The sequence below is a fragment of the Enterococcus sp. FR204 genome (genome assembly GCF_031143325.1).
Lineage (GTDB): Bacteria > Bacillota > Bacilli > Lactobacillales > Enterococcaceae > Enterococcus_B > Enterococcus_B faecium.
This window is the reverse complement of the sequence record NZ_JAKZIW010000025.1, coordinates 1-23418: the sequence shown is the minus strand read 5'-3', so window position 1 is coordinate 23418 and position 23418 is coordinate 1. Positions and strand designations below refer to the sequence as shown.

Annotated in this window: 24 protein-coding genes and 1 other RNA gene; 19 read left to right on the top strand and 6 right to left on the bottom strand. The window is 37.4% G+C overall.

All coding sequences use genetic code 11. From position 1 onward, the window contains the following. Positions 1-10: 10 nt before the first annotated feature. Positions 11-1513: an ABC transporter permease gene (locus RG571_RS07350; protein ID WP_002339760.1), complete on the bottom strand. Its 1503-nt coding sequence runs from the start codon at positions 1511-1513 to the stop codon at positions 11-13. A 547-nt stretch (positions 1514-2060) separates the two neighbouring features. Between RG571_RS07350 and RG571_RS07345 the strand changes: the two genes are divergently transcribed. From RG571_RS07345 to RG571_RS07315, 7 genes are all read left to right on the top strand, one after another. After that, positions 2061-3740 carry a ribonuclease J gene (locus RG571_RS07345; RefSeq protein WP_002287130.1) on the top strand — a complete coding sequence of 560 codons (1680 nt, stop codon included), beginning with the start codon at positions 2061-2063 and terminating at the stop codon, positions 3738-3740. 126 nt (positions 3741-3866) lie between these two features. Then, positions 3867-4346: an aminoacyl-tRNA deacylase gene (locus tag RG571_RS07340; protein ID WP_002287132.1), complete on the top strand. Its 480-nt coding sequence runs from the start codon at positions 3867-3869 to the stop codon at positions 4344-4346. 218 nt (positions 4347-4564) lie between these two features. Beyond that, entirely contained in the window at positions 4565-5245 is a 681-nt protein-coding gene (locus tag RG571_RS07335; RefSeq protein WP_002287133.1) for a metal-dependent hydrolase, read from the top strand. Positions 5246-5252: 7 nt separating this feature from the next. Continuing rightward, positions 5253-6584: a DRTGG domain-containing protein gene (locus RG571_RS07330; RefSeq protein WP_308947575.1), complete on the top strand. Its 1332-nt coding sequence runs from the start codon at positions 5253-5255 to the stop codon at positions 6582-6584. A gap of 14 nt (positions 6585-6598) precedes the next feature. Beyond that, positions 6599-7561 (top strand): bifunctional oligoribonuclease/PAP phosphatase NrnA, encoded by a 963-nt coding sequence (locus RG571_RS07325; protein ID WP_002287135.1) that lies wholly within the window; start codon positions 6599-6601, stop codon positions 7559-7561. A gap of 110 nt (positions 7562-7671) precedes the next feature. Next, positions 7672-8010: a zinc ribbon domain-containing protein YjdM gene (locus RG571_RS07320; RefSeq protein ID WP_002287137.1), complete on the top strand. Its 339-nt coding sequence runs from the start codon at positions 7672-7674 to the stop codon at positions 8008-8010. 78 nt (positions 8011-8088) lie between these two features. Next, the gene (locus RG571_RS07315) at positions 8089-8796 is read left to right on the top strand and encodes a zinc metallopeptidase (RefSeq protein WP_002287139.1); all 708 of its coding nucleotides are present in this window, start codon (positions 8089-8091) and stop codon (positions 8794-8796) included. A gap of 102 nt (positions 8797-8898) precedes the next feature. Here RG571_RS07315 and RG571_RS07310 read toward each other — a convergent pair whose 3' ends face one another. Next, positions 8899-10380, bottom strand: coding sequence for a helix-turn-helix domain-containing protein (locus RG571_RS07310; RefSeq protein ID WP_258430477.1), 1482 nt, complete (start codon positions 10378-10380; stop codon positions 8899-8901). 307 nt (positions 10381-10687) lie between these two features. On the opposite strand from RG571_RS07310, the gene RG571_RS07305 reads away from it, so the two are divergent. The 3 genes from RG571_RS07305 to RG571_RS07295 all read left to right on the top strand — a co-directional run bounded on the left by RG571_RS07305 (position 10688) and on the right by RG571_RS07295 (position 13074). Next, complete coding sequence (locus tag RG571_RS07305; RefSeq protein ID WP_002339765.1) at positions 10688-11224, top strand: TetR/AcrR family transcriptional regulator; 537 nt, start codon at positions 10688-10690, stop codon at positions 11222-11224. A 77-nt stretch (positions 11225-11301) separates the two neighbouring features. Next, positions 11302-12672 carry an RsmF rRNA methyltransferase first C-terminal domain-containing protein gene (locus tag RG571_RS07300; protein WP_002318466.1) on the top strand — a complete coding sequence of 457 codons (1371 nt, stop codon included), beginning with the start codon at positions 11302-11304 and terminating at the stop codon, positions 12670-12672. A gap of 66 nt (positions 12673-12738) precedes the next feature. Beyond that, positions 12739-13074, top strand: a complete 336-nt coding sequence (locus RG571_RS07295) for a hypothetical protein (RefSeq protein WP_002287147.1) — start codon at positions 12739-12741, stop codon at positions 13072-13074. Positions 13075-13154: 80 nt separating this feature from the next. On the opposite strand, the gene RG571_RS07290 is transcribed toward RG571_RS07295, so the two are convergent. Further along, positions 13155-14012, bottom strand: coding sequence for a helix-turn-helix domain-containing protein (locus RG571_RS07290; RefSeq protein WP_002318467.1), 858 nt, complete (start codon positions 14010-14012; stop codon positions 13155-13157). Positions 14013-14118: 106 nt separating this feature from the next. Here RG571_RS07290 and tadA point away from each other — a divergent pair, with 106 nt between their 5' ends. From tadA to RG571_RS07260, 6 genes are all read left to right on the top strand, one after another. Beyond that, the gene (gene tadA / locus RG571_RS07285) at positions 14119-14634 is read left to right on the top strand and encodes a tRNA adenosine(34) deaminase TadA (RefSeq protein ID WP_002318468.1); all 516 of its coding nucleotides are present in this window, start codon (positions 14119-14121) and stop codon (positions 14632-14634) included. Positions 14635-14656: 22 nt separating this feature from the next. Then, an RNA gene (gene ffs, locus RG571_RS07280) (signal recognition particle sRNA small type) lies at positions 14657-14741 on the top strand. Positions 14742-14950: 209 nt separating this feature from the next. Continuing rightward, complete coding sequence (locus tag RG571_RS07275) at positions 14951-16336, top strand: bifunctional UDP-sugar hydrolase/5'-nucleotidase (protein WP_002318469.1); 1386 nt, start codon at positions 14951-14953, stop codon at positions 16334-16336. Between the two features lie 36 nt (positions 16337-16372). After that, positions 16373-17050: a YutD family protein gene (locus tag RG571_RS07270; RefSeq protein ID WP_002339766.1), complete on the top strand. Its 678-nt coding sequence runs from the start codon at positions 16373-16375 to the stop codon at positions 17048-17050. A 7-nt stretch (positions 17051-17057) separates the two neighbouring features. Further along, entirely contained in the window at positions 17058-17822 is a 765-nt protein-coding gene (locus tag RG571_RS07265; protein WP_002339767.1) for a TIGR01457 family HAD-type hydrolase, read from the top strand. 1 nt (position 17823) lies between these two features. Then, positions 17824-18483, top strand: coding sequence for a TIGR01906 family membrane protein (locus RG571_RS07260; protein ID WP_002339768.1), 660 nt, complete (start codon positions 17824-17826; stop codon positions 18481-18483). 29 nt (positions 18484-18512) lie between these two features. Here RG571_RS07260 and RG571_RS07255 read toward each other — a convergent pair whose 3' ends face one another. Both RG571_RS07255 and RG571_RS07250 read right to left on the bottom strand, forming a co-directional pair. Then, on the bottom strand, positions 18513-19022 hold the full coding sequence (locus RG571_RS07255) for a phosphatidylglycerophosphatase A (RefSeq protein WP_002287163.1): 510 nt from the start codon (positions 19020-19022) through the stop codon (positions 18513-18515). A gap of 111 nt (positions 19023-19133) precedes the next feature. Then, entirely contained in the window at positions 19134-20132 is a 999-nt protein-coding gene (locus RG571_RS07250) for an NAD(P)/FAD-dependent oxidoreductase (RefSeq protein ID WP_002296073.1), read from the bottom strand. A gap of 200 nt (positions 20133-20332) precedes the next feature. Between RG571_RS07250 and RG571_RS07245 the strand changes: the two genes are divergently transcribed. Further along, the gene (locus RG571_RS07245) at positions 20333-20917 is read left to right on the top strand and encodes a peptidylprolyl isomerase (protein WP_002287167.1); all 585 of its coding nucleotides are present in this window, start codon (positions 20333-20335) and stop codon (positions 20915-20917) included. Between the two features lie 76 nt (positions 20918-20993). Here the strand turns inward: RG571_RS07245 and RG571_RS07240 are convergent, their stop codons facing one another. Then, a complete protein-coding gene (locus tag RG571_RS07240; protein ID WP_002296072.1) occupies positions 20994-22169 on the bottom strand; it encodes a MalY/PatB family protein in 1176 nt (391 codons plus the stop codon). An 81-nt stretch (positions 22170-22250) separates the two neighbouring features. On the opposite strand from RG571_RS07240, the gene RG571_RS07235 reads away from it, so the two are divergent. Together RG571_RS07235 and RG571_RS07230 are read left to right on the top strand one after the other, a co-directional pair. Then, positions 22251-22631, top strand: coding sequence for a CvfD/Ygs/GSP13 family RNA-binding post-transcriptional regulator (locus tag RG571_RS07235; protein WP_002287231.1), 381 nt, complete (start codon positions 22251-22253; stop codon positions 22629-22631). A gap of 73 nt (positions 22632-22704) precedes the next feature. Continuing rightward, positions 22705-23067: a hypothetical protein gene (locus tag RG571_RS07230; RefSeq protein ID WP_002287172.1), complete on the top strand. Its 363-nt coding sequence runs from the start codon at positions 22705-22707 to the stop codon at positions 23065-23067. Positions 23068-23418 lie beyond the last annotated feature (351 nt).

Genomic DNA, 23418 nt, shown 5'->3' with positions numbered 1-23418 from the left:
AATTCCTCCTTTAGTTTAATAGGATTTTTCTTGGGTTTAATCTTAATATCCCTATAGAAGCTAAAAAGACAGAAAACAGACTGATTCCAAATGCTACTCCGGCTAATAGTCCCAATTGTGCAGGTTTGACATTGATTTCCAATTCGCTGACTTGATCAGAAACAGCAAATGGATTATTCGTGTTTCCTTGTTGACCACCGCGTTGACCGCCTTGTTCTTGTCTGTTACCTGGCATTTGTCCACCGCCAGGAGCTTGCTGGTTTTGTGTCGTGGTTTCTGTCTGTTGGTCAAGTAGCTGCTGTCCCACGGCATTCGCGACGACGTTTCCGCTAATCGAAGCAACTCCTAATGCAAGAATCATACAAATAGCCACTTCGGTAAACAATTGGAGAATGATTTTACTTCTGGATTCTCCTAAAGATAGCAAGACGCCTAACTCATGCCGACGCTCCCGAATGGTAATCATAATGATCAGAGTAAGTATGATAATACCGGCTACAGCCACTAGTAAAACAACATTTTTAGAAAAACTTGCCACGTTGTTTAAAGGTTCCAACATTGACTGATACATGGAATCATTTGATTGTAAGCTAAATGTATCTGTGTCGATCAGCTTCTCAGCTTCTTTGAGAAACTCATCCATTTTATCTGGATCAGATAGAGTGTAAATAGCAGAATCTATCGTGTTATCGTCAGATGTCCCATTTAGTTCATTTGCAAAAGTGTAAGAAGTGTAAAGTGTATTCGACGGATTCATGAAGTTGAATTTCATACCCATACTGCTGCTTGTTTCGCTGGATTCATAAATTCCTTTGATCGTCATTTCATAAGTGGTATCTTCATCTTCAGTACTCGTGATTGTGAAAGTATCTCCGACTGCCAGGTCATTTGTTTCTGCTAGAGTAGAATCAATGACTACATTGTTTGTGCCTTTGTCGCTGTCATCTATTCCTTCACCATCCGTGATTTTTGCTGTTCCATCAGAAAAATTACTATTTTGTGCAGTTGCTGACACACCACTGATTTGAAAGTCTGCTTGAGTCATTTGCGGATTCCCGCCCATTCCTCCGGCAGGTTCACCGCCTACATCGGTAGTTTCTGAACTGTCTTCACTTGAATCAGAACTAGTGATGGCAGTTATTCCATCTTTTGCCATAGCTGAGGCGGAACTTTCAAAGGAATAACTCTTTACATTATCTAATTCAGCTATTTTTTCAGCGTCCGTTAAGGAAACTGGTGTAAGAGAAAAACTGCCTGGATCTGGACGTTCTTCAGTGGTAGAACCGCTTGAAGAAGTTTGTTCCTGTTTTTTAAATGAAGCTTCTCGATTGGCACTTAAAGTCACTGTTGCTCCAACTTCTTTTTGTGCTTGATTCGCTGCTTCTTCTGCAGCGCTTCGAATCGTGAGGCCAGCTAGCACAAAAATAAGAATGGCTGTGAACACGGCAAACAATAACAATGAACGTCCCCATTTTACTTTTGTACTTTTCCATGCACGTTTCATAAAATTCATATTTTGCATCCCTCCTAGTAGATGCATTTGATAATAGACAACCTATCTTAAAGCTAGCTTAAATCTTATGCTGTTTGCACACCATCAACATGAGGTTCTGTATATATAAAAAGTCACTATAGTTATTGCAAAAAATGTGGTAAAATGAAAAAAGTATGTTTCAAACCGACGAAGAAGAAATGAAAGAGGAATAGCAAAAGAAATCCTAGATGCTACAGAGGGATTTTTACGTGCATAGTTGTTCTAACAATTGCTGATACTAGCGATTTAGTTTATTTGTTGTATAATAATGGGGAACAGCTGAATACTTATATAAGTATTCTGGCTATAGCGTTTCGCAAAAGATCCATTTTGTTAATGAAGTATATCCAAAATAAAATGCCCATCCAACTGTCAGAACGCGGATGTGATGGTAATTTTCCTGCTGATTCTCCATAAGTTGAGAAATAGTAATTTTGCATATGCTTCATTGGAATGGCTCATATATTTAGATAAAGAAGAAAATCGACATCTTTAAACTTGGATGTCATAAGAAGAGGTGAAGTTTGTGAGTACCATTAAAATTATCCCATTAGGCGGCGTTCGTGAAAATGGAAAAAACATGTATGTCGCAGAAGTGGGCGAGGATATTTTTATTTTAGATTGTGGGCTAAAATATCCTGAAAATGAGTTGTTGGGGATCGACGTCGTAATCCCTGATTTTACGTATTTAGAAGAAAACATTGATCGTGTAGCTGGTGTCTTTTTAACACATGGACATGCAGATGCGATCGGGGCACTTCCTTACTTGTTGTCAAAAATTTCTGTACCAGTATTCGGGACAGAGTTGACGATCGAGTTAGCAAAATTGAATGTCAGTCGTAATGAAGCAGCCAAAGGATTTAAGGATTTCCATGTGGTAGATGAGCATACAGAAATCGACTTTGGTGAAACAGTAGTGAGCTTTTTCCGTACCACTCATACGATACCAGATTCAGTGGGGATCAATCTGAAAACAAAAGAAGGTAGTATCGTTTATACGGGAGATTTTAAATTTGACCAAACGGCTATCCCAATGTATCAAACAGATTATGCACGATTGGCGGAAATCGGCAAAGAAGGAGTCTTAGCCTTACTAAGTGAATCGGCAAATGCAGAAAATCCTCAGCCTGTAGCTTCTGAAGCCCAAATAGCAGATGAAGTATTTGATACGATCAAATATTGGGAAGGGCGTATCATCGTCGCTTGTGTAGCAAGTAATTTGCAACGAGTGCAACAAGTATTGGATGCAGCAGAAAAAGCACAACGAAAAGTTGTCTTGACTGGTCAAGATTTCGAACGAATTATTCGCACAGCGATGCGTTTAGAAAAACTTCAATTACCAAGTGAAGATCTGCTTGTTACGTTGAAAGACATGAAAAACTATGATCCAGAAGAACTGATCATTTTAGAAACTGGCCGAATGGGTGAACCCATCAAGTCTCTGCAAAAAATGGCAAACGGTACACACCGTAATGTCAAGATTGAAGAAGGAGATTTGGTTTATATCACTACTACGCCAAGCATCGCGATGGAAACCATCGTGGCGAAAACGGAAGATATCATTTATCGAGCTGGTGGAACAGTGAAGTTGATCTCTGAGAATATGCGCGTTTCTGGCCATGCCAATCCTAATGACTTGCAATTAATGATCAATTTGATGAAACCAACATATTTTGTGCCAGTTCAAGGAGAGTATCGTGAATTAGCTGCTCATGCAGATTTGGCTCATGCAGTAGGGATGCCATACAAAAATATCTATATTACTGGACGCGGAGACGTGCTGGAATATAAGAACAAGCGTATGAGTGTTGCAGGAACTACAAGTGCAGAAAATGTAATGATTGATGGATTAGGCATAGGTGATATCGGAAACATTGTTTTACGTGATCGAAAAATCTTGTCAGAAGACGGGATTTTCGTAGCGGTTGTCACTATCAGTCGGCGAGAAAAGAAAATCATTTCAAAACCTCAAATTACTTCACGGGGATTCGTTTACGTAAAAGCTAGCCGTGATCTGATGAAAGAAAGCAGCAATATGATTGAAACAATCGTTGAGAAACATTTAGAAAGCAATGATTTTGAGTGGAGCAAATTAAAGCAAGACATCCGAGATCAATTAGGCCGTTACTTATTTGAACAAACAAAACGCCGCCCAGTGATCTTGCCAGTCATTATGGAAGCTACTCAACGTCGAAATAAAAAATAAACAAAAAGAGTAAGATGAACCTCTCTATAGAGTGCTCGTCTTGCTCTTTTTTTGCGAAAAACAAATAATTTTTGAATACAGCATCCCTCGCTTTATAATAAACGATAGAATAAAGGGAGTGAATCAATGATGAGTCAAACAAAAGTCGAACGTTATTTAGAAGAACAAAAGATCAGCTATCAACCACTTGATTTTAGTCATGTGGTAGAAGAATCTTTCACAGAAGAACTACAAAAAAGAGGGATTGATCCAGCTTTGATATGTAAAACTCTCGTAGTGAAAGGAAACAAAACTGGGGTGATCATCGCATTGATTCCTTTGAACGATCACTTAGATTACAAAAAAACGAGACAAGTGACGAAAGATCGTAAAGTTGGTTTTCCTGGAATGGATTTTGTATTAATGCATACAGGATATCCCCACGGAGCAAACACCCCTATTGGAATAAAACTCGCACATCCTGATTATTGTTTTTTAGCAGACAGTTCTTTAAAAGAAAAAGAAGAAGTAATTGTGTCAAGCGGTGAAATCGGGAGAAGCCTTCGGATAAAAGTAGCCGATTTAGAAAAGATCGTCCATCCTATTTACGCTGATTTAATTAGTTAAGGGACGAGAAGAGAAGCTAAGCAGAGCAGAGACCTCAAACTTGAGATTATATCTGCTTGGTACTTGGTGCATCCTGTATTATCTGTTACAATTGCTTTGTACATACTGTACTATCAATCCAATGAAAATATATTTAGCAGCTATATTTTTTCATTGATGTGCAAGCGATGAAATCGTTTTTAATAAAAAAGATACAGAGAAAACGCGAGGTGTAAAATATGAAAATTACGTATCATGGACATTCCTGTTTAACAATTGAAATGGAAAATGGCCAACGCGTGATGATTGACCCGTTTATTACAGGAAATCCATTGACAGACTTAACTGCAGAAGAAGTAAAGACAGATTGGTTGCTGATTACTCATGGTCATAGTGACCACATAGGAGATATGATTCCTATTGCAAAAGAAAATCAAGCCACAATTATCAGTATTGTTGAGATTGCTGATTATGCGAACAGCAGAGGAGTAGATTCATTCGGTATGAATATCGGTGGAAAACATGCGTTTCCATTCGGCGTGGTAAAATTCGTACATGCACAGCATAGCTCAAGCTATGAAGTAGACGGTATCGTTCAGTATATGGGCGAGCCTAGCGGAATTATTATTCAAGCAGAAGGAAAAACGATTTATCATGCAGGGGATACTGCTTATTTCAGTGATCTAGGATTGCTTGCAGAAGAATTCGATATTGATGTCGCTTTCTTGCCGATTGGCGATAACTATACGATGGGGCCAGAAGATGCAGCAAAGGCTGCGCAAACAATTCGTGCCAAGAAAGTAGTTCCAATCCATTACAATACTTTCCCTGTCATTGAACAAGATCCCGAATCTTTTGTAGAGTTACTGGAAGATAGTGAAGGAAAAATAATGAGCGTCTCGGAAACGCTGGAAGTGTAGGCAGAAAATGGCGACAAAACATGATTTGATTTTAGAATATATTGAAAGTTTACCTGTTGGCAATCGAATTTCTGTAAGAAGCATCGCAAAAGAATTGAATGTCAGTGAAGGAACAGCGTACCGTGCAATCAAAGATGCGGAAAATGTCGGACTAGTTTCAACAATTCAACGAGTAGGGACCATCCGTATCGAACGCAAATTAAAAAAACATATTGAACGTTTGACATTTGGCGAGGTCGTCAGGATCATTGAAGGGGACGTTTTAGGCGGGGCGGCAGGATTAGACAAGGTCTTGAATAAATTCGTCATCGGCGCGATGACTAAACATGCCATGGAACGCTATATTACGCCAGGATCACTAATGATCGTCGGCAACCGGGCGGAAGTCCAAAAATTAGCATTGGAAGATGGCGCCGCAGTATTGATCACAGGAGGATTCAATACGACTGCTGAGATTGCAAAGCTAGCTGATGATCTTGAAATGCCGATCTTACGCACCTCTTATGATACATTTACAGTCGCAACCATGATCAACCGAGCGTTAAGCGACCAATTGATCAAAAAAGATATCATGCTTGTCAGTGATATCTATATGCCAGCTGAAAAGACTCATTATTTGCAGCAGACAGATACGATTTCTGATTATCAGCGTTTGTCAGAAGAAACGCAGCATTCGCGTTTTCCAGTCGTCAACCGCCATCATCGTTTGATGGGGATTGTTACGGCAAAAGATGTTTTAGGGAAATCGCCAAACCAGATCATCGATCGGGTGATGACGAAAGAACCAATCAGTGTAAAGAAAACAATGAGTATTGCTTCTGTTAGCCATCAAATGATCTGGGATGGGCTAGAAGTCATGCCGGTCGTTTCCGATGACTTGACATTGGAAGGCTTGATTACCCGGCAAGATGTAATGAGAGCGATGCAGCTTGTCCAGCGACAACCGCAGATTGCAGATACGATTTCGGATCAGATATCTGGAAATATCCATACGATTGATACTGATCGTGAAGGAAATCGTTTGGAAAACCCTAAGTTCAAATTCGTAGTAGCACCACAAATGGTCAATGGCGTTGGAACCATTTCTTTTGGCGTACTTAGCGAAATCATTTCTGATGTCGCACAAAAAACAATGGTGATGAACCAAAAACGAAATATCTTGATTGAACAAGTGAACCTACATTATTTGCGGCTGATCCAATTGGAAAGCGAATTAGACATTCGTCCACGTGTATTGGAAATCGGCAGACGTTCCGCTAAACTGGATATCGAAGTGTTTATTGAAAACACCATCGTTTCCAAAGCAATCGTTGTTTGTCAAGTAATGGAACGTTCTTAGAAAGCAGGAGTGAAATGACAGTACAGCAAGAAATAGTAGATACAATAAAAAAATACGATAAAATCATTATCCACAGGCATTTGCGCCCTGATCCTGATGCATTAGGATCACAAGTAGGATTAGCCGAACTATTACGGGAAAGTTTCCCAGAAAAAGAAATACGTCAAGTAGGTGAAACGATTGAAGGGCTTCGCTTTTTAGCAGAAATGCAAGAAGTTGAAGATGTCTTCTACCAAGGAGCGCTAGTCATCGTGACTGATACAGCTAATTCACCCAGAATCAGTGATCAAAGATATCAGTTGGCAGAAAAACTGATCAAAATCGACCATCATCCCAATGATGACCCTTATGGAGATCTTGTGTGGGTAAATACAAAAGCAAGTAGCTGTAGTGAGATGATTGCAGAATTTGCTTTGATGTTTCCTGAATCTTTAAAGATGAACGTTAAGGCTGCACGGTTACTTTATGCAGGAATCGTCGGAGATACAGGGCGCTTTTTGTATCCCTCCACGACGTCCCGTACATTAGAGATTGCTTCGATATTGAGAAATTATCCATTTGATGCAAGTGCTTTGAACAGAGAGATTGAACAAATGCCGATGAAAGTCGCTAAACTTTCTGGTTATCTTTATCAAAATATCCAGGTGGATGAAAATGGTGCAGGAAGAATAATCCTTCCGCAAGAAATTCTTGATAAATATGGAATCGATGATTCAGAGACAGCTTCGATCGTTTCACTTCCTGGAGTGATTGACGAAGTGCTGGCTTGGGGGATTTTTGTTCAGCAGCCTTCAGGGTATTACCGCGTACGCTTACGTTCTAAGGGGCCGATCATCAATGAATTGGCTAAACGCCATCATGGAGGAGGCCATCCATTAGCAAGTGGTGCGAATGCAAAAGATTTAGCAGAAGTAGAAGAAATCTATAAAGAGATCCAAGATATATGCCAATCGTATAAGAGCAGAAAAACAGAATGATACTTCGTTCGAAAACGTGCCTTTTGTAGTAAAAATCACAAATGTATCTTTTCAAGATCTTCTTTTTCCGTTACAATAGTGCTCACTAAAGATTTTAAAGGAGAAAGAAGATGACATTACCAAATTGCCCAGAATGTGGCTCAGAGTACACATATGAAGATCGAGGCTTGTTGATTTGCCCAGAATGCGGGAACGAATGGAACAAAGAAGAACAAGAAACTGTCATAGAAGACGGATTAGTGGTATTAGATGCAAATGGAAACCGTCTGTTAGAGGGCGATAGCGTGACAGTGATTAAAGACTTGAAAGTAAAAGGTGCGTCAGGTGCCATTAAACAAGGAACAAAAGTCAAGAACATCCGTTTAGTAGAAGGCGATCATAATATCGATTGCAAGGTAGAAGGATTTGGACCGATGAAACTGAAATCGGAATTTGTGAAAAAGAATTAAAGAATATTCAAGGTCTTTTCACATTCTTTTCCTACTACTAATGATAAAATAAAGTAAACGAAAAGGAGTGAAACGACAATGTATGGTTATGGAATGTATGGTTTTTTAGATCCGACATTTCTTTTGGTCATTCTTGGATTAGTTATTTCCGGAATTGCGTCAGCGTACGTCAATAGTACTTTCCGAAAATACGATCAAGTGAGAAGCAAAAACAATGTGACTGGTACACAAGCAGCACAATATATATTACAAAGTCAACAGATAAATAATGTCGGTGTTCAACAAATTGCCGGAGATCTCACAGATAACTACAATTCAGGTAATAAGATGTTGAGTTTGTCTCAAGCAACTGCACAGTCTACTTCAGTTGCTGCGATAGGTGTAGCAGCTCATGAATGCGGACATGCGGTGCAAGATGCTTCGGGTTATGTCCCATTGAAGATTCGTGCAGCACTTGTTCCAGCAGCTAACTTTGGTTCGATGATTTCGTTCCCATTGATTATGGTAGGTGTATTGCTTAGCTGGAACTCTACGTTAATCAATATCGGGATTTTCGCTTTTTCTTTAGCATTACTTTTCCAATTGGTGACATTACCAGTCGAATTTAACGCGTCTCGGCGAGCAATCCAAATTTTGAGTGAAGGCGGACTACTGACGGAAGAAGAAGTACCGATGGCAAGACACGTATTATTTGCAGCAGCACTGACTTATGTTGCAGCAGCGCTTTCGACATTCCTGCAGCTGTTGCGCTTGATCTTATTGTTCGGCGGCAACCGAAGAGATTAAAATAAAGAAGTTGTGAAATCAGCGCTTTGATCTGAGCTAATACCGAGAGTTAGCTGATTGAATACCATTTATTTGGAATAAGAGGATGTGACAAGAATTTTGTCACATCCTCTTTGTTTTGTTCTCATAACCTTTTTTCATATACAGTTCATGAACCGCTTTTATTAACTCGCCAAATAACACTGTATTGTGCGTTGTATCCACATAGAAAGTCTCCGTTTCATCTGAAATTTTCTCATGCTGATCTGTAATGATCAAATCAGCATGTTCTGAATATGCGGTAATTTTAACAGCATCTTTGCGAAATAACTGCTGCAAATGGCTTTGAAGATGATAATTTCCTGTAAACTGTTTGGTTATCTGCAAATGGATGAGTAACTGCTCTTTCGTTTCTGTTTGTAGTAAGTGTTGGATCAATTGACTAAGGTATTGACTGATTTGGTTTCTTTCCCCATTTTTTGAAAAAATTGTATCGATTTTTTCTCTTAATTTCTTTTCCTGTATAAAAGAACTAGAATGATTGGACGTGGCTTCTGGAAAGCAAAGTGTAGAAAAACTACTGCTGGATTCACCCAACAGTTCGAAAAAAACAACTGCCAACACAAGAAAATAAAAATAAATTGGTATTTTATTTTCTAAATGGTTGAGAGGAAACTGTTGAGTTAAGTAAGTCATCAATTGACCGACTTGTCGACAAATAAGGTTTTTGCTTGTGGAAAATAAAAAACCAATCTCCTGTTTTTGTCGAAAAGAGATTTGATTTGGAAAAAAACAATAGAAAAAATAATTAAAGTAGGCTCTCTCTGTTTCTGTCTCTTCACAAGGGCGACTCACTGAAAAAGAAGTAAAGTATTCTGAATAATCATGTGTATGCTGCAATAAGTCCATCAATTCAGTGATTTCAGAAGAAGTTTTTGGAAAATATGCCTGTTGTTTGTTTCGTAATATGAATAAAGTTAACAGCAAGTAGATATTTTTTTCTTGTTTTGAAATTTTTTCTATTTGCTCATCTGTACTGTTCATTTTTAGTGCATTTAATTCAAGTGAGGAAAATGGCCAATCGTTACCTCCAAATGTATCTGAAAGAAAAAAGTAAAGATAGAGACGGATAGATAACTCATTTCCTTCAAGAGTACAGCAATTTTTTACAGATAGGATCCGTAAATGGAATTTTTTTAAGGAATGATTGAGCCGTTTTGTCAGTTTTTCGAGATAGGAGGGCGATATATAAAGTTGTTCAAGTAAATATTTTTTTGGTACAGCAGTTTGTGGATAATTGATTAGTAACATCAAATAGTTAAAACGATTGGATTCTTTTAGGTAGCATAATTTTAACTTAGAAAAAACAGCTAACTTTTTAGTTTGATCGGTTTCTTTGGTTTGGATCTCTCCTTTATGATTAGAATAAATAAATTCATCAATCAATAAAAATTGCTTGAGTGATACATTTATTTTTCGGATCAGTTCTTTGATTGTCCGTTTTGGAATATGTAAGTCATTGGATAATTCTTGTAAAGAACAATTATTTTTTTGAATGACCATTTGTAGAACAAGTAACTCTTTTTTTCTTGCTTCAATTAGCATAAATACCTCCTTTTTATTCTGTTTTTGTATATAGTTAGACAAAAACTGTGAGTGGAAAGTCATTTCAGTCTGTGTTATTCTCACAGAGTGTCGCCTTCTTTTTTATATAACGTTATTTAATTTTTTTGTTACCTTGTTTATTCTATTGTTTATTTCCTAGGGTATTTTGTCAAGATATTCTTGTTTTTAAGGCGAAAAAATTGATTTTTAATGGATATAACTAAATATTATTGATAATTATCAATAATATTTTTAGAATTATTTATGTTATTTATTTATGGGTAGATGAAAAGAGACGGAGGTAAGAATGATGGGGAGAGTAACAAATTATAGTAAAGAATATTTGCTGTTCAAAAGTATGGTATACGTGGAAGAATATGGAATGAAGTCAATTACTGCAAGAGAGTTAGCAGAGTTCTGCGGTTGTTCTACATACCCGATTTATACACATTTCAAATCAATCAGCGGGTTAAAAGAGAAGATATTAGAAGAAATCACTGTTTATTTTGAAAACTACTTAGCTGAATGCAGTTCCGATGATGTTTTAAGCATTGTCTACTTATTGAAAGATTTTTTTTCTATCCATGAAAGTATTCGTGAAATCATTGCAAAATCTGATTTAGACATGGATCCGCTATTTAAGCGGCCATTTTTCTCATATGTCAAAGGTCACACGAAGATCAAAGAAGAAAAGTCGCTTGAATTGGTATGGCTTAATGCATTGGGAAGTTTGCGCTCAGATGATTCTTCTCAAGATTTTCTTGAAATGATGAACGCTGTTTGGGATAAAAACGAGGTGACGGATGAATACTTGGAAAATATCTTAAAGAAACAGTCACCTTAGGCAGCAACATGAAAAAGTAGATCAGCCATCTTTATTTTTCGTAAAAAAGATTGTAAAATGTCTAACGAAACATTGGAATGAAGGAGGAAGCGACAACGTTACCACAGCAATTTATCAAAAAATATCGTCTTCTTTTAGGCGAAGAAGCATCCGATTTTTTTTCTGCGCTTGAACAAGGAAGCGTGAAAAAAGGATTTCGGTGGAATCCACTAAAACCGGCAGGATTGGCCATGGTCCAAACTTACCATAGCGAAGAATTACAACCCGCTCCCTACAGCAATGAGGGATTTCTTGGCACTGTCAATGGAAAGTCTTTCCTCCATCAAGCTGGGTATGAATATAGCCAAGAACCAAGTGCAATGATCGTTGGAACAGCTGCTGCAGCAAAACCCGGTGAAAAAGTTTTGGATTTGTGTGCGGCTCCCGGTGGTAAATCAACCCAATTAGCTGCTCAAATGAAGGGGAAAGGGTTATTAGTGACGAATGAGATCTTTCCGAAACGTGCGAAGATTTTATCAGAAAATATAGAACGATGGGGAGTTTCGAACGCAATAGTGACAAATCATGCACCCGCAGAACTTGTCCCTCATTTTTCGGGCTTTTTTGATCGGATCGTGGTTGATGCTCCTTGTTCAGGAGAAGGAATGTTCCGAAAAGATCCAAATGCAATAAAAGAGTGGACAGAAGAATCTCCGCTATACTGTCAAAAACGTCAGCAAGAGATTTTGTCTTCAGCAATAAAAATGCTAAAAAATAAAGGACAACTGATTTATTCGACTTGTACGTTTGCACCAGAAGAAAATGAAGAGATCATTAGCTGGCTTGTAGAAAATTATCCAGTAACGATTGAGGAGATTCCTTTGACTCAATCCGTTAGTTCAGGACGTTCTGAATGGGGAAGCGTAGCTGGTTTGGAAAAAACAATACGTATATGGCCTCATAAAGATCAGGGTGAAGGACATTTTGTTGCAAAGCTGACTTTTCATGGACAAAATCAGATGCATAAAGAAAAGAAGACACGAAAAAAAAGTAAAGTGCAAATGACAAAAGAGCAGGAAAAACTCTGGACGGAGTTTTCAAATGATTTTCATTATGAAGCTACTGGAAGACTTTTAGTGTTCAACGACCATCTTTGGGAAGTTCCTGAGTTAGCCCCTTCTCTCGATGGTTTAAAAGTCGTACGTACAGGTTTGCATTTAGGAGATTTCAAAAAGAATCGATTTGAACCTAGCTATGCATTAGCGCTTGCTACAAAAAAGATAGAGAATATACCTTGCTTGCCGATCACTCAAAAGGAATGGCAATCTTACACAGCAGGAGAAACATTTCAACGTGATGGGAATCAAGGATGGGTTTTGCTAGTATTAGATAAGATACCTGTCGGATTTGGGAAACAAGTAAAAGGAACAGTAAAGAACTTTTTCCCTAAAGGATTGAGATTTCACTGAGTGGATTAGTTCGTTTATTTTTTTGTCTATGCTATGATGGAGATAGATAAAAAGGAGCTGATACTTATGAAAACATCAACAAAAGTAACAATCGGATTAAGCGTAGCAGCCGCTGCCAGTGTAGCGACAGCAGTCGTTGTATCGGGAAAAGTAATGGAAAAGATCCATCATATGACTACTCGGACGAAAGTAAAAAAATTCGTCTATGACAAATTTGATGGAAATGAAAAATTACTAGAAATCGTAGATGGTCTTTCAGATAGTGACTTGGATTCTTTGATGGGAATGTTAGCAAAAATCAAATCAGGAAAAAAGAAAATCTCTGTTTATGGTGATTCGATCAAAGATTCAACCGAAGATGTAAAAGACCGGCTAATGCATTTTGTTGAAAAAATGATGTAAGAGAAACTAGCTTTTGAACACTATTCATTCGAAATAAGGGGTTGTGACAAAATTATTGCCACAACCCCTTTAATCTATCTTTAATTATGTTCATGAATCAATAAAAGATAGCAAAACAGTAAATCGTTGGCTTTTTTTAGATTGAAACCAGACTGTTCTTGAAATTTTTCGATTCGATATTTTAGAGTATTACGATGAAGAAACAGTGTTTTTGCAGCAGAGCTGACATTGCCTAATTCATTCCATAATTCTTGAATGATCACTTCCATTTCATTTTGTTTGATCAGTTCTATGTAACTTTTGATCAACTTACTATCTTTTACAGTATCTTTTGTATAGTAATGTAAAGCCACATCTTGCATAGAAAAAGTACGGCTGTGAGTATAAAGATTGTTTTGCTCTGTTAAAAAAATTTTTCTTTCTTCAGCAAACAAAGGGACGAGGTCGGTGCCAGGTGAATGGAAAGAACCAACGAATACAGACGTTGTCGTATCAAAATCAGCATCTAAAGATAGAAAAATACCGTTGATTTCAGTAGCATCAAGATAATCACGGTTTATTTGTTCGACTAAGAGCGCATCTGTGTCTGTATAAAAAAAGAAATCAGAAGAATAGCGAAATAATTCCAAAATAGTATCTTGCCATTCTTTTTTTAAGAATTCTCCTTTTGATTCGACGTGAAGCTGGATCAAACGAAAACTTTTTTCTTGAACACAAGAAGCATCTTTAAAAAGATACTGATACCATGGGTGTTTTTTTTGATCGTTGATTACAGGGAATAACGCTTTCAAAAGGCTGGTTTCTTGTTGAGATAATGAATCTTGTTTGATCCAGATAAAAGCATCATCAATTGCAAAAGAAAGGATATCCGCTTCTGATGCTGGAGAGTTTTTTTTCTGTGCTTGTGGGTAAAGAGCAAGTAATTTATCCATTTTCATCTTGTTCACCTCTTGTATTTATTTTAGCATAGAAAAAAAAGTTAGTTACAGCCTTTTTATCATATGCTAAAGTAAAACAAGAAAAAACAAAGGCAGGGAAGGGTAATTGGTAAATACAAATCTTGATGCAGTAGAAAAAGAAAAATGGATGCGCCTTGCATTGGCAGAAGCAAAGAAAGCAGAAATGCTTCATGAAGTTCCGATTGGAGCAGTGGTTGTATTGGATGGAAAAGTGGTTGGAAGAGGATATAACCTTAGAGAAACCACGCAAGATGCTACTACACATGCAGAAATGCTTGCAATCAAGGAAGCCTGTGAAAAAGTGGGAAGCTGGCGCTTGGAAGATGCCGCACTTTTTGTTACCTTAGAGCCTTGTCCTATGTGCAGCGGCGCGATGATTTTGTCTCGTGTAGCAGAAGTTTATTTCGGTGCGTATGATCCAAAAGGCGGAACAGCCGGTACCTTGATGAATCTTTTGGAGGACGAGCGGTTTAACCACCAAGCATATGTAGAAGGTGGCATTTTAGAAGACGAATGTGGGATGATTTTGACTGACTTTTTCCGAAAGCTCCGCCAGCGAAAAAAGAAATTAAAAAAAGACTGGTCAACGAATGAAAAATAAGGTATACTATTCTTTGCCGAAAGGCTAGGACAATGGTGGGCTTGTGAAGCGTGTCAGGTCTGGAAGGAAGCAGCACTAAGCAGGTTCCGCCATGTGTCTGATTATAATGAAACGACAACAGACTTTCGGGTCTGTTTTTTTTATTTTTATAGTACTGTAAAAATGAATGTTCCTGATTTTTTAGCCAGACTGATTTATCGAATATTGTACTTATACAATTTGCTTCAAGGCAGGAAAAACTCTGAAATAGAGCTTGTTTCAATGGAAGAAAAAGCTGCCTATGGTATGATAAAGATAAAGAGAGGCGAGAGGGTACATGGAAAAAATAGTGATTTTACATACGAATGATCTGCATTCTCATTTAGAAAATTGGCCAAGGATCAGAAGGTTTTTGGATCAACGTAAACGAGAAAACGAAAAGAAAGAAAAAACGACAACGATTGCAGTAGATCTAGGTGATTTTGTGGATCGTTGGCATCCATTGTCAGAAGCAACGAATGGACAGGAAAATATCTTGCTGATGAATGAAGTTGGTTATGATGCAGCGACGATAGGAAACAATGAAGGCGTAGGAAATTCCAAAGAAGAGTTGAATCATTTATACGATCATGCTGAGTTTGATATCATCCTGGATAACTTATTCGATAAAAATACGCTCCAGCCACCGGCATGGACGAAACCATATAAAATTATTACAACGAAACACCAGACGAAAATCGGACTAATTGCATTTACTGCTCCATTTCCGCTTACTTATAATCCGAATGGCTGGGACATACGCAATCCTTATGATATTTTGCCAGAATTAGTCGAAGATTTACGTTCACAAGTGGATGTTTTAGTTTTGATGAGTCATCTCGGGATTCAGGATGATTTCCAAATTGCAAAAGAAATACCAGCAATTGATGTTATTTTAGGATCGCACACCCATCATTTATTCAGAGAAGGTCACGTAATCAATGATGTCCAAATAGCAGCCGCTGGAAAGTACGGGCAGTATGTCGGTGAAATCCATTTAACCATCGATGAAGAGAAAAAAATCCTTAAGCATTCAGCCAAAGCCATCCCTACCGAAACAATGACAGCTTTTACAGAAGATGAACAAGAAATAAATAGTTATCTAGAACGTGGGCATGAATTATTAAAAGAAAAAGAAGTAGCAGATTTGCCATTTTCTCTGAGTCTAGATATCTTCAATGAGCATTCGTTTATCCAAGTCGCCCTTGAGGCGGTGAAAGAACGAGGAAAGACGGAAGCAGCAATATTAAACAGTGGTCTGTTTTTAACTGAAATTCCAAAAGGGCGGGTCAATCAGGATCAGCTTCACACTGCGTTGCCGCATCCGATGCACTTGTTAAATGTCACATTGGGTGGAAATGATCTGATTCGCTTAGTTTTAGAAATAGAAAAAAATCGTAACTTTTTACGTAACTATCCTATGAAGGGAATGGGATTTCGCGGTAAGATTTTTGGGCAGATGGTCTATAATGGAATCACATATGATTCTATTAACCATCAAGTCTTTTGGAAGAACAAGCCAATCGATCTGAATAAAAATTATACTTTTACTACCGTAGATCATTTGATGTTTGTTCCATTTTTTCCAACGATTGAGATTGCTGGAAAAAATGAATTTTTGTTCCCTGAATTTATCCGAAGTGTGGTAGGAGATTACTTGAAAGCTCACTACCCAATCAAATAAAAACAAGGTATAATAAAAAAGATAGGTGGTGAACGCATGTCTGCAAAACAAAATGAACAGCAGAACGTTGAGCATAAAACAGAAATTGCTAAGAAAAAATCATCAGCTGAACAGGAAACAACAGTCACCGAAGAACTGACAGCTGTTTTGGAAGAAATCGTTGAGGAGCCTAAAGCAGAAAAAGTCAAAGGCGAGCTAGTGACACTGTTAGATGACAGTAATTTTTTGATAGGTGAAAGACATTATCGGCTTGTGTCCGATTATCGTGAAGGATTTAATGCAGAAAAGCTTGGAGAACGTTACAGTGATGTACTAGCCCGATATGATTATATCGTAGGAGATTGGGGTTATGAACAACTACGCCTAAAAGGATTTTTCCAAGCGGATAATCGACGGGCGCATCCAGATCAGCGAATCGATTCCTTGGAAGACTATCTTTACGAATATTGCAATTTTGGTTGTGCGTATTTTGTCATCGAGAGAATCGGCGGTAAAAAAGAAAAGACAACTCAGCGCCGAAAAAAGAAAAAAAACCATAATCGTGCGTATATCGATGAGAAAAAAGGACCAGTCGCATCTAATCGCAAAAAACCGGTTATTAAAAATCGAAAAACAGAGTCAGCAAAAACCTCTGAAAAAGTAAAAAAACAAGAACAACCTAAACAAGTAGAAAAAACAAAAACAGCATTTACGATAAGAAAAAGGGAAGAGTAGTGGATGAATGGACTATAAAGGATATTTAATTGATTTAGACGGAACGATTTATCGTGGGACACAACCCATACCGGCCGGTAAACGATTTGTGGAAGAATTGCAAAAAAGAAAATTACCTTTCTTGTTTGTTACCAATAACACGACTAAGTCACCAGAAACAGTAGCTAATCGTCTAGCAGATGAGTTTGACATTCATGTAGCTCCAGAGACAGTCTACACAGCTACTTTGGCAACAATCGATTTTATGAAAGCAGATGGAAAAGGGAAAAAAGTCTATGTTATCGGAGAAGCAGGATTGATTGACTTGATTTTAGCTGCCGGATTTACATGGGAAGAAGAGGCTCCTGACTATGTAGTGGTAGGCTTAGATAATTATCTGACCTATGAAAAAGTAGTTAAAGCAACACTTGCTATTCAAAAAGGTGCTACTTTCATTGGAACGAACCCAGATAAGAATATACCTACTGAACGCGGCCTTCTTCCTGGAGCAGGGTCAGTCATCTCTTTTGTAGAGATAGCAACCCAAACGCCGCCGATCTACATCGGAAAACCAGAAGCCATCATTATGGATAAAGCCGTTGAAGTATTAGGGCTGCAAAAAGAAGAAGTAATCATGGTTGGAGATAACTATGAAACAGATATCCAAGCTGGGATACGCAATAATATAGATACTTTGCTCGTTTTATCAGGTTTTACAAAAGAAGAAGATGTACCTGGGTTGCCTATCCCAGCTACCTATGTGAAACAATCACTGGATGAATGGAGCTTCTAATATGAAAAATTCGAGATGGCAGTGGATGGAATATGCTGGATTGTTCAGCCTATTTCTGACACTGATCAGTCTGGCAGTTGGTGTGACGATCAACTTTCGACCACTATACGTATTTGATATCGGACATTTGCAAATTTTGGATTATACTTCTTTAGATCAAGAGACATTACTGAAAAATTTTGATCACCTAATGAATTATCTCAATAATCCCTTCAAAACCATCCTCAGCTTGCCAGATTTCCCAGTTTCTGCTAGCGGAGCCCATCACTTTTATGAAGTGAAAATTTTGTTTTTAGTGGATTATGCTGTGTTTTTCATCACTTTGATCCCGAGTATTTTGTTTATCAAATATTTGCAAAAGAATGATCGGCTTTGGCGGTTGATTCGTCCGTTTCAAATCGGCATGCTACTACCAGTTGTTTTCGGTTTTTTCATGATGGTAGGATTTGATCGCTTTTTTATCCTTTTTCATGAAACGTTTTTCAACAACGATAACTGGTTATTCGATCCCGTTACTGATCCAATCATCAATGTACTTCCAGAAGAATTTTTCATGCATAGCTTTATCTTATTTTTTGTATTATTAGAATTATTTTTTGCTGTTTTTCTTTTCTTAGGAAAAAATAGCTTGAAACAAACAAAAAAGAAAGAACTCGTCTAAATAGACGTTTTCTTTCTTTTTTTGTTGAATTATTGAGTAAGGCGACTTCTTTTTTCTGGTTCTTTGTGTGCTAATCGACTGGCAGCAGCAGCGGCGATCGCTCCGACGATATCATCTAAGAAGGTATGGACATGAACGCCATCGTGGCTGTTTAGTTCTTTTAAAATACCAGGTTTCACCTTGTCGATATAACCGTAATTCGTAAAGCCGATCGTACCGTAAACATTCACGATTGACAAGGCTAGGATCTCATCGATACCGTAAAGGCCTTCGTCATCTTCGATAATATGTTGCAACGGACTCATCAATTTTTTCTTTTCTGCTAATATATCTAATTGGATTCCAGTGATAATGGCGTTATGTACTTCACGCTTTGTTAGCACGCTGTTGACACTTTCAGTACAATCCGCCAAAGTCAAATCAGAAATATAGTCTTTTTGTAAAAACATGACAAGTTGTGCGATATCTTCTACAGTTACGCCACGTTCCTTCAATAGTTCTCTTGCCTTTTCTTCTAAAGTCTCAGTTTTGACGACCATATTATTGCTCCCCCTTTATTTTTTCTTTCTCTATTTCATGTTAACGGAACATGAAAAAAATGCAAGAAACTGCTTTCGGGTTTAACTTGAAATGCAAAGAGATATAAAAAATCAACTAGGACGAAGATTTTTATCGTATAAGCTTGTGCTGTGACCAGGCTGAGTTCGTTCCTTTGGATTAATATAGTGTAAAGCATTGTTCACTGCAGTAGGTGCTTCACCGAGCCCAGTAGCAATCAGTTTCACTTTTCCTTCATAGGTACAGATGTCACCAGCTGCATAAACGCCTGGAATAGAAGTAGACATATCTGATTTTACAGTAATGGCATTTCTGGTACTATCAAGTCCCCAAGAAGAAAGATGTTCTAAATTAGAAGAGAATCCATAATTGACGATCAGAGAATCAATCATCAAATCAATCGTCTCGTCACTTTTCACTTTTTTTAACCGGATATCTGTCAGTTCCCCATTATTGCCTGATAATCCATCGATGAGATAGGGAGTAAGCAAGTTGACAGATGAAGATTTCAAGCGTGATACACTATGTTCGTGCGCACGAAATTCCGGGCGACGATGAATCAAGTAAACTTCGCTTGCAATAGGCTCTAACATCAACGCCCAATCGATAGCAGAATCACCACCTCCAGCAATAGCGACTTTTTTTCCAGCATACTTCATCAAATCATTCACGAAATAATCCAATCCGTGGTTTTCAAATGATTCAGCATTATCTAAATTCAATTTTCTTGGCTGGAATGAACCATTTCCTAAAGCTAAAATGACTGCTTTGGAATAATGGATGCCTTTATTTGTAGTAATCTCGATAACTTCGTCTTCACGAGTAAGCGAGAGAACTTCTTCTTTTAAATGGAATGTATGGTTAAAAGTAGTTAATTGTTTTTCTAATTGATCGATTAATTCACTTGCTTTTATTGCTGGATACCCAGGAATATCGTAAATATATTTTTCGGGATACAAAGTTGCTAATTGACCACCAAGTTGAGGTAGACTGTCAATGATTTTTGTTTTAGCTTGGCGCATTCCTGCGTAAAAAGCGGCAAACATCCCTACAGGACCTGCACCGATGATTGTAATGTCATAGATCTCCATAAAAATTCCTCCCTTTTCACACTATAGCAGAATTTAATTGAGAATGCTTCTCAAAAATGTTTGAATTCGAAATCGAAACGGTAAGTTATAGAATGTATCTAGTGATGAAAAATAAAAGAAAACAAATCTAGTATTTTTACGAGAGGTTAGGTATTATGTTATTATTATTATGAAGTATGCAAATATTAGGAGGAAACAATATGGCATTCCCACAACTAGATTTAAAAAGTGAAAAAGGACCAAAAGCTGTTATCAAAACAAACCGTGGTGACATTACTGTTCAATTATTCCCTGAACTAGCACCGAAGACGGTTCAAAATTTCATTGAACTTTCCAAAAAAGGTTATTATGATGGCGTGATTTTTCACCGCGTTATTCCTGATTTCATGATCCAAGGCGGCGATCCAACTGGAACAGGAATGGGTGGCGAAAGTATTTATGGCGAAAGTTTTGAAGATGAATTCAGTCGTGAACTGTTCAACCTTCGCGGAGCTTTATCTATGGCAAATTCAGGTCCAAACACAAACGGAAGCCAATTCTTTATTGTAAATAACACAAATGTGCCAGCTAATATGCTTGGACAACTAGAAGGTGCTGGATTCCCATCAGAAATCATTGAAGCGTATAAAGGTGGCGGAACTCCTTGGCTAGATTTCCGACATACAGTCTTTGGACATGTACTAGAAGGGATGGACACAGTAGATGAAATCGCAAATGTACAACGTGGTCCACAAGACCGACCTGTACATGATGTAGTGATTGAAACAATTGAAATTTCAGAATAGTTTGGTATGGTACGGAGTAATTATGAAAAAGGACGAAACCTAGTAAGGTCTCGTCCTTTTATTTTGAATAAATGATTTAATCGATTGTCTCTAAAGCATACTTGATTCGATTAAGTCCTTCCAGTAAAGTTTCTTCTGGACAAGCAATATTCAAGCGCATATGCCCATGACCGGAAGGACCAAACGTGATGCCAGGATTTAATACGACTTTTCCTTTCCGAACAAGAGTGTTCTCCAATTCTTGGTCGTCTGAAATATAGGCGGTAAAATCTAACCACATTAAGTAAGTTCCTTCAGGGTTCATTATTCTCACTTTCGGAAGATACTGTTCAAAAAACTGATTAACTGTTTGAACATTTTTTTCTAGATAAGGAATCAGTTGGCTTAACCATTCTCCACCCGTCTCATAAGCCGCTTGGGTTCCAATCAGTCCAAAAGTGTTGATTTCGTGCTGTTGGTTCATCACTAAATGTTTTTCAAAATCAGCTTTCATCTCTGGATTTTTGATAAATACCATTGAATTTTTGATTGCAGCTAGATTGAAAGTCTTGGTTGCGGAAGTAAAAGCAACTAGTAGATCATCTAAATTAGGATCAATCGTTAGCATGGAAGTAAATGTATGATCGAATAAAGTTAAATCTTGATGGATCTCGTCACTAAACAGAATCACTTGATGTTTTAAACACAATTCGCTTAACTGTTTCAATTCTTCTTTGCTCCAAACACGCCCTCCAGGATTGTGAGGATTGCATAAAATCATTGCTTTTACATTGTTTTCTTCGATTTTTTTCTCCATGTCAGACAAGTCCATGATGAAATGATTATTTTTTTCTAGCAAAGAGCTTCGAACGATGTGACGTTGATTTGTTTCTATAATAGAGGAAAATGGAGGATAAACTGGGTCATGAATCAAAATAGAATCGCCTGGTTTTGTAAAAGTTTGTACTGCTGCAGCTAAACTAGTTAACACACCACTTGTAAAAACGATATTTTCTTTCGTCAACTCCACAGCATGGTGTTGGCGTTCCCAATGAATGATAGCCTGATATAGTTTATCAGACAGAGTGGCATAACCAAAGATTCCATGTTTGATGTATTCACTAAACGCTTTAGCTACCCCACCGGGAGACAAGAAGTCCATATCTGCTACCCACAAAGGAAGTAAGTCATCCATTTGATATGTCTCAGCAATTGCGTCCCATTTTACACTTTCTGTATCTTTTCTTGAAATCTGTTTATCAAATTCGATCATCTTAAGACCTCCAGTCATTTTCGTCGCTTCTTTTTTTGAGCTATTTACAGTATAATGATAAATGCGAAGAGAGGGAAGTAGATGACTTATAAAATTGGACAAATAATTGAAGGAAAAGTGACAGGGATACAGCCTTATGGCGCATTCGTTTCTCTTGATAACGAGACGCAAGGACTTATTCATGTTTCGGAAGTACAATCCGGTTATACGAAAAATATCCATTCATTGTTAAAAGTCGGACAGCCAGTAACAGTTCAGATCATCGACATTGATGAATATTCCAAAAAAATCAGTTTATCTTTAAGAACGTTAGAAAAAACAAATCCAGCTGTTCCATATCGCAGAAAAAGGTATTTCACGAATAAAAATCGTAAGATCGGATTTACCACTATTGCGGAGCAGTTACCTATTTGGATAGAAGAAGCATTATCTGAACTAGAACGGAAAGAAAATAAGAAATAAAAAGTGTATTTTTTCTGAAAATGTGCTAGAATTTTTATGTAAGCCATAGAACAAGTTGATCGAGGTGGAAATTTTGGCAAGCAAAAGAGTTGCTGGTACAATTATGTTGCATTTGGAGGATGGTACTAAAAAATTTTTGGTCCATTCAATTGATGACAAGTTGGAATTTGCGTTAGCGGAACTTTCTGAAGGAAAGACTGGTTTAGCGAATATACTTAATTTCTTAAAAGAAATAGTTCATATCGATGTTAGCAAGATTAGTTTGATGGAATTGACAAATACACATATTAAAGAGGAAAATGTTCCGTTGTTTGTCTTTGAAACTGAACAAAAGAATCAAAGAGAAGAATTAGGCGAAGGATATATTTGGGAAGAACCAGGTCAAATGCGCTCTGTTCTTGGAACTTACGAAGTAGAGGGAGTGCCTTTCTTCTAAAATACAGATTAAGCGAACAAAGAAGTTTGAATTTTTTTCAAACTTCTTTTTTTATTGTTTGGTCCAAAAAATACAATGAAATGTTCTGCTAAAGATAGTTTTTTAGTGCATTTTATTTTCAAAATATGTTGAAAACGGTTGTATAACGAATAATAATAATTGATCGAAAAATCATTTCACAAAGTAATGCTTAATTTATAGTTGACCAAGGAAGAAATACATGATAAATTTAACAGCGTTGATTCTGAAGTGGATGTTATATCACATTTCTAAAAAAATTTAAAAAATAGTTATTGACATGTTACTAACGACATGATAAGATAACTGAGTCGTTAAAAAATAACCACTTGC

Coding starts and splice junctions, on each gene's coding strand:
- RG571_RS07320 (WP_002287137.1), top strand. CDS start 7,672: ATGACATTACCAAATTGCCCAGAATGTGGCTCAGAGTACACATATGAA.
- RG571_RS07350 (WP_002339760.1), bottom strand. CDS start 1,513: ATGAATTTTATGAAACGTGCATGGAAAAGTACAAAAGTAAAATGGGGA.
- RG571_RS07245 (WP_002287167.1), top strand. CDS start 20,333: ATGGCATTCCCACAACTAGATTTAAAAAGTGAAAAAGGACCAAAAGCT.
- RG571_RS07335 (WP_002287133.1), top strand. CDS start 4,565: ATGAAAATTACGTATCATGGACATTCCTGTTTAACAATTGAAATGGAA.
- RG571_RS07275 (WP_002318469.1), top strand. CDS start 14,951: ATGGAAAAAATAGTGATTTTACATACGAATGATCTGCATTCTCATTTA.
- RG571_RS07305 (WP_002339765.1), top strand. CDS start 10,688: ATGATGGGGAGAGTAACAAATTATAGTAAAGAATATTTGCTGTTCAAA.
- RG571_RS07260 (WP_002339768.1), top strand. CDS start 17,824: ATGAAAAATTCGAGATGGCAGTGGATGGAATATGCTGGATTGTTCAGC.
- RG571_RS07325 (WP_002287135.1), top strand. CDS start 6,599: ATGACAGTACAGCAAGAAATAGTAGATACAATAAAAAAATACGATAAA.
- RG571_RS07235 (WP_002287231.1), top strand. CDS start 22,251: ATGACTTATAAAATTGGACAAATAATTGAAGGAAAAGTGACAGGGATA.
- RG571_RS07315 (WP_002287139.1), top strand. CDS start 8,089: ATGTATGGTTATGGAATGTATGGTTTTTTAGATCCGACATTTCTTTTG.
- RG571_RS07290 (WP_002318467.1), bottom strand. CDS start 14,012: ATGAAAATGGATAAATTACTTGCTCTTTACCCACAAGCACAGAAAAAA.
- RG571_RS07250 (WP_002296073.1), bottom strand. CDS start 20,132: ATGGAGATCTATGACATTACAATCATCGGTGCAGGTCCTGTAGGGATG.
- RG571_RS07330 (WP_308947575.1), top strand. CDS start 5,253: ATGGCGACAAAACATGATTTGATTTTAGAATATATTGAAAGTTTACCT.
- RG571_RS07340 (WP_002287132.1), top strand. CDS start 3,867: ATGATGAGTCAAACAAAAGTCGAACGTTATTTAGAAGAACAAAAGATC.
- RG571_RS07240 (WP_002296072.1), bottom strand. CDS start 22,169: ATGATCGAATTTGATAAACAGATTTCAAGAAAAGATACAGAAAGTGTA.
- RG571_RS07255 (WP_002287163.1), bottom strand. CDS start 19,022: ATGGTCGTCAAAACTGAGACTTTAGAAGAAAAGGCAAGAGAACTATTG.
- RG571_RS07265 (WP_002339767.1), top strand. CDS start 17,058: ATGGACTATAAAGGATATTTAATTGATTTAGACGGAACGATTTATCGT.
- RG571_RS07295 (WP_002287147.1), top strand. CDS start 12,739: ATGAAAACATCAACAAAAGTAACAATCGGATTAAGCGTAGCAGCCGCT.
- RG571_RS07310 (WP_258430477.1), bottom strand. CDS start 10,380: ATGCTAATTGAAGCAAGAAAAAAAGAGTTACTTGTTCTACAAATGGTC.
- RG571_RS07300 (WP_002318466.1), top strand. CDS start 11,302: ATGAAGGAGGAAGCGACAACGTTACCACAGCAATTTATCAAAAAATAT.
- RG571_RS07270 (WP_002339766.1), top strand. CDS start 16,373: ATGTCTGCAAAACAAAATGAACAGCAGAACGTTGAGCATAAAACAGAA.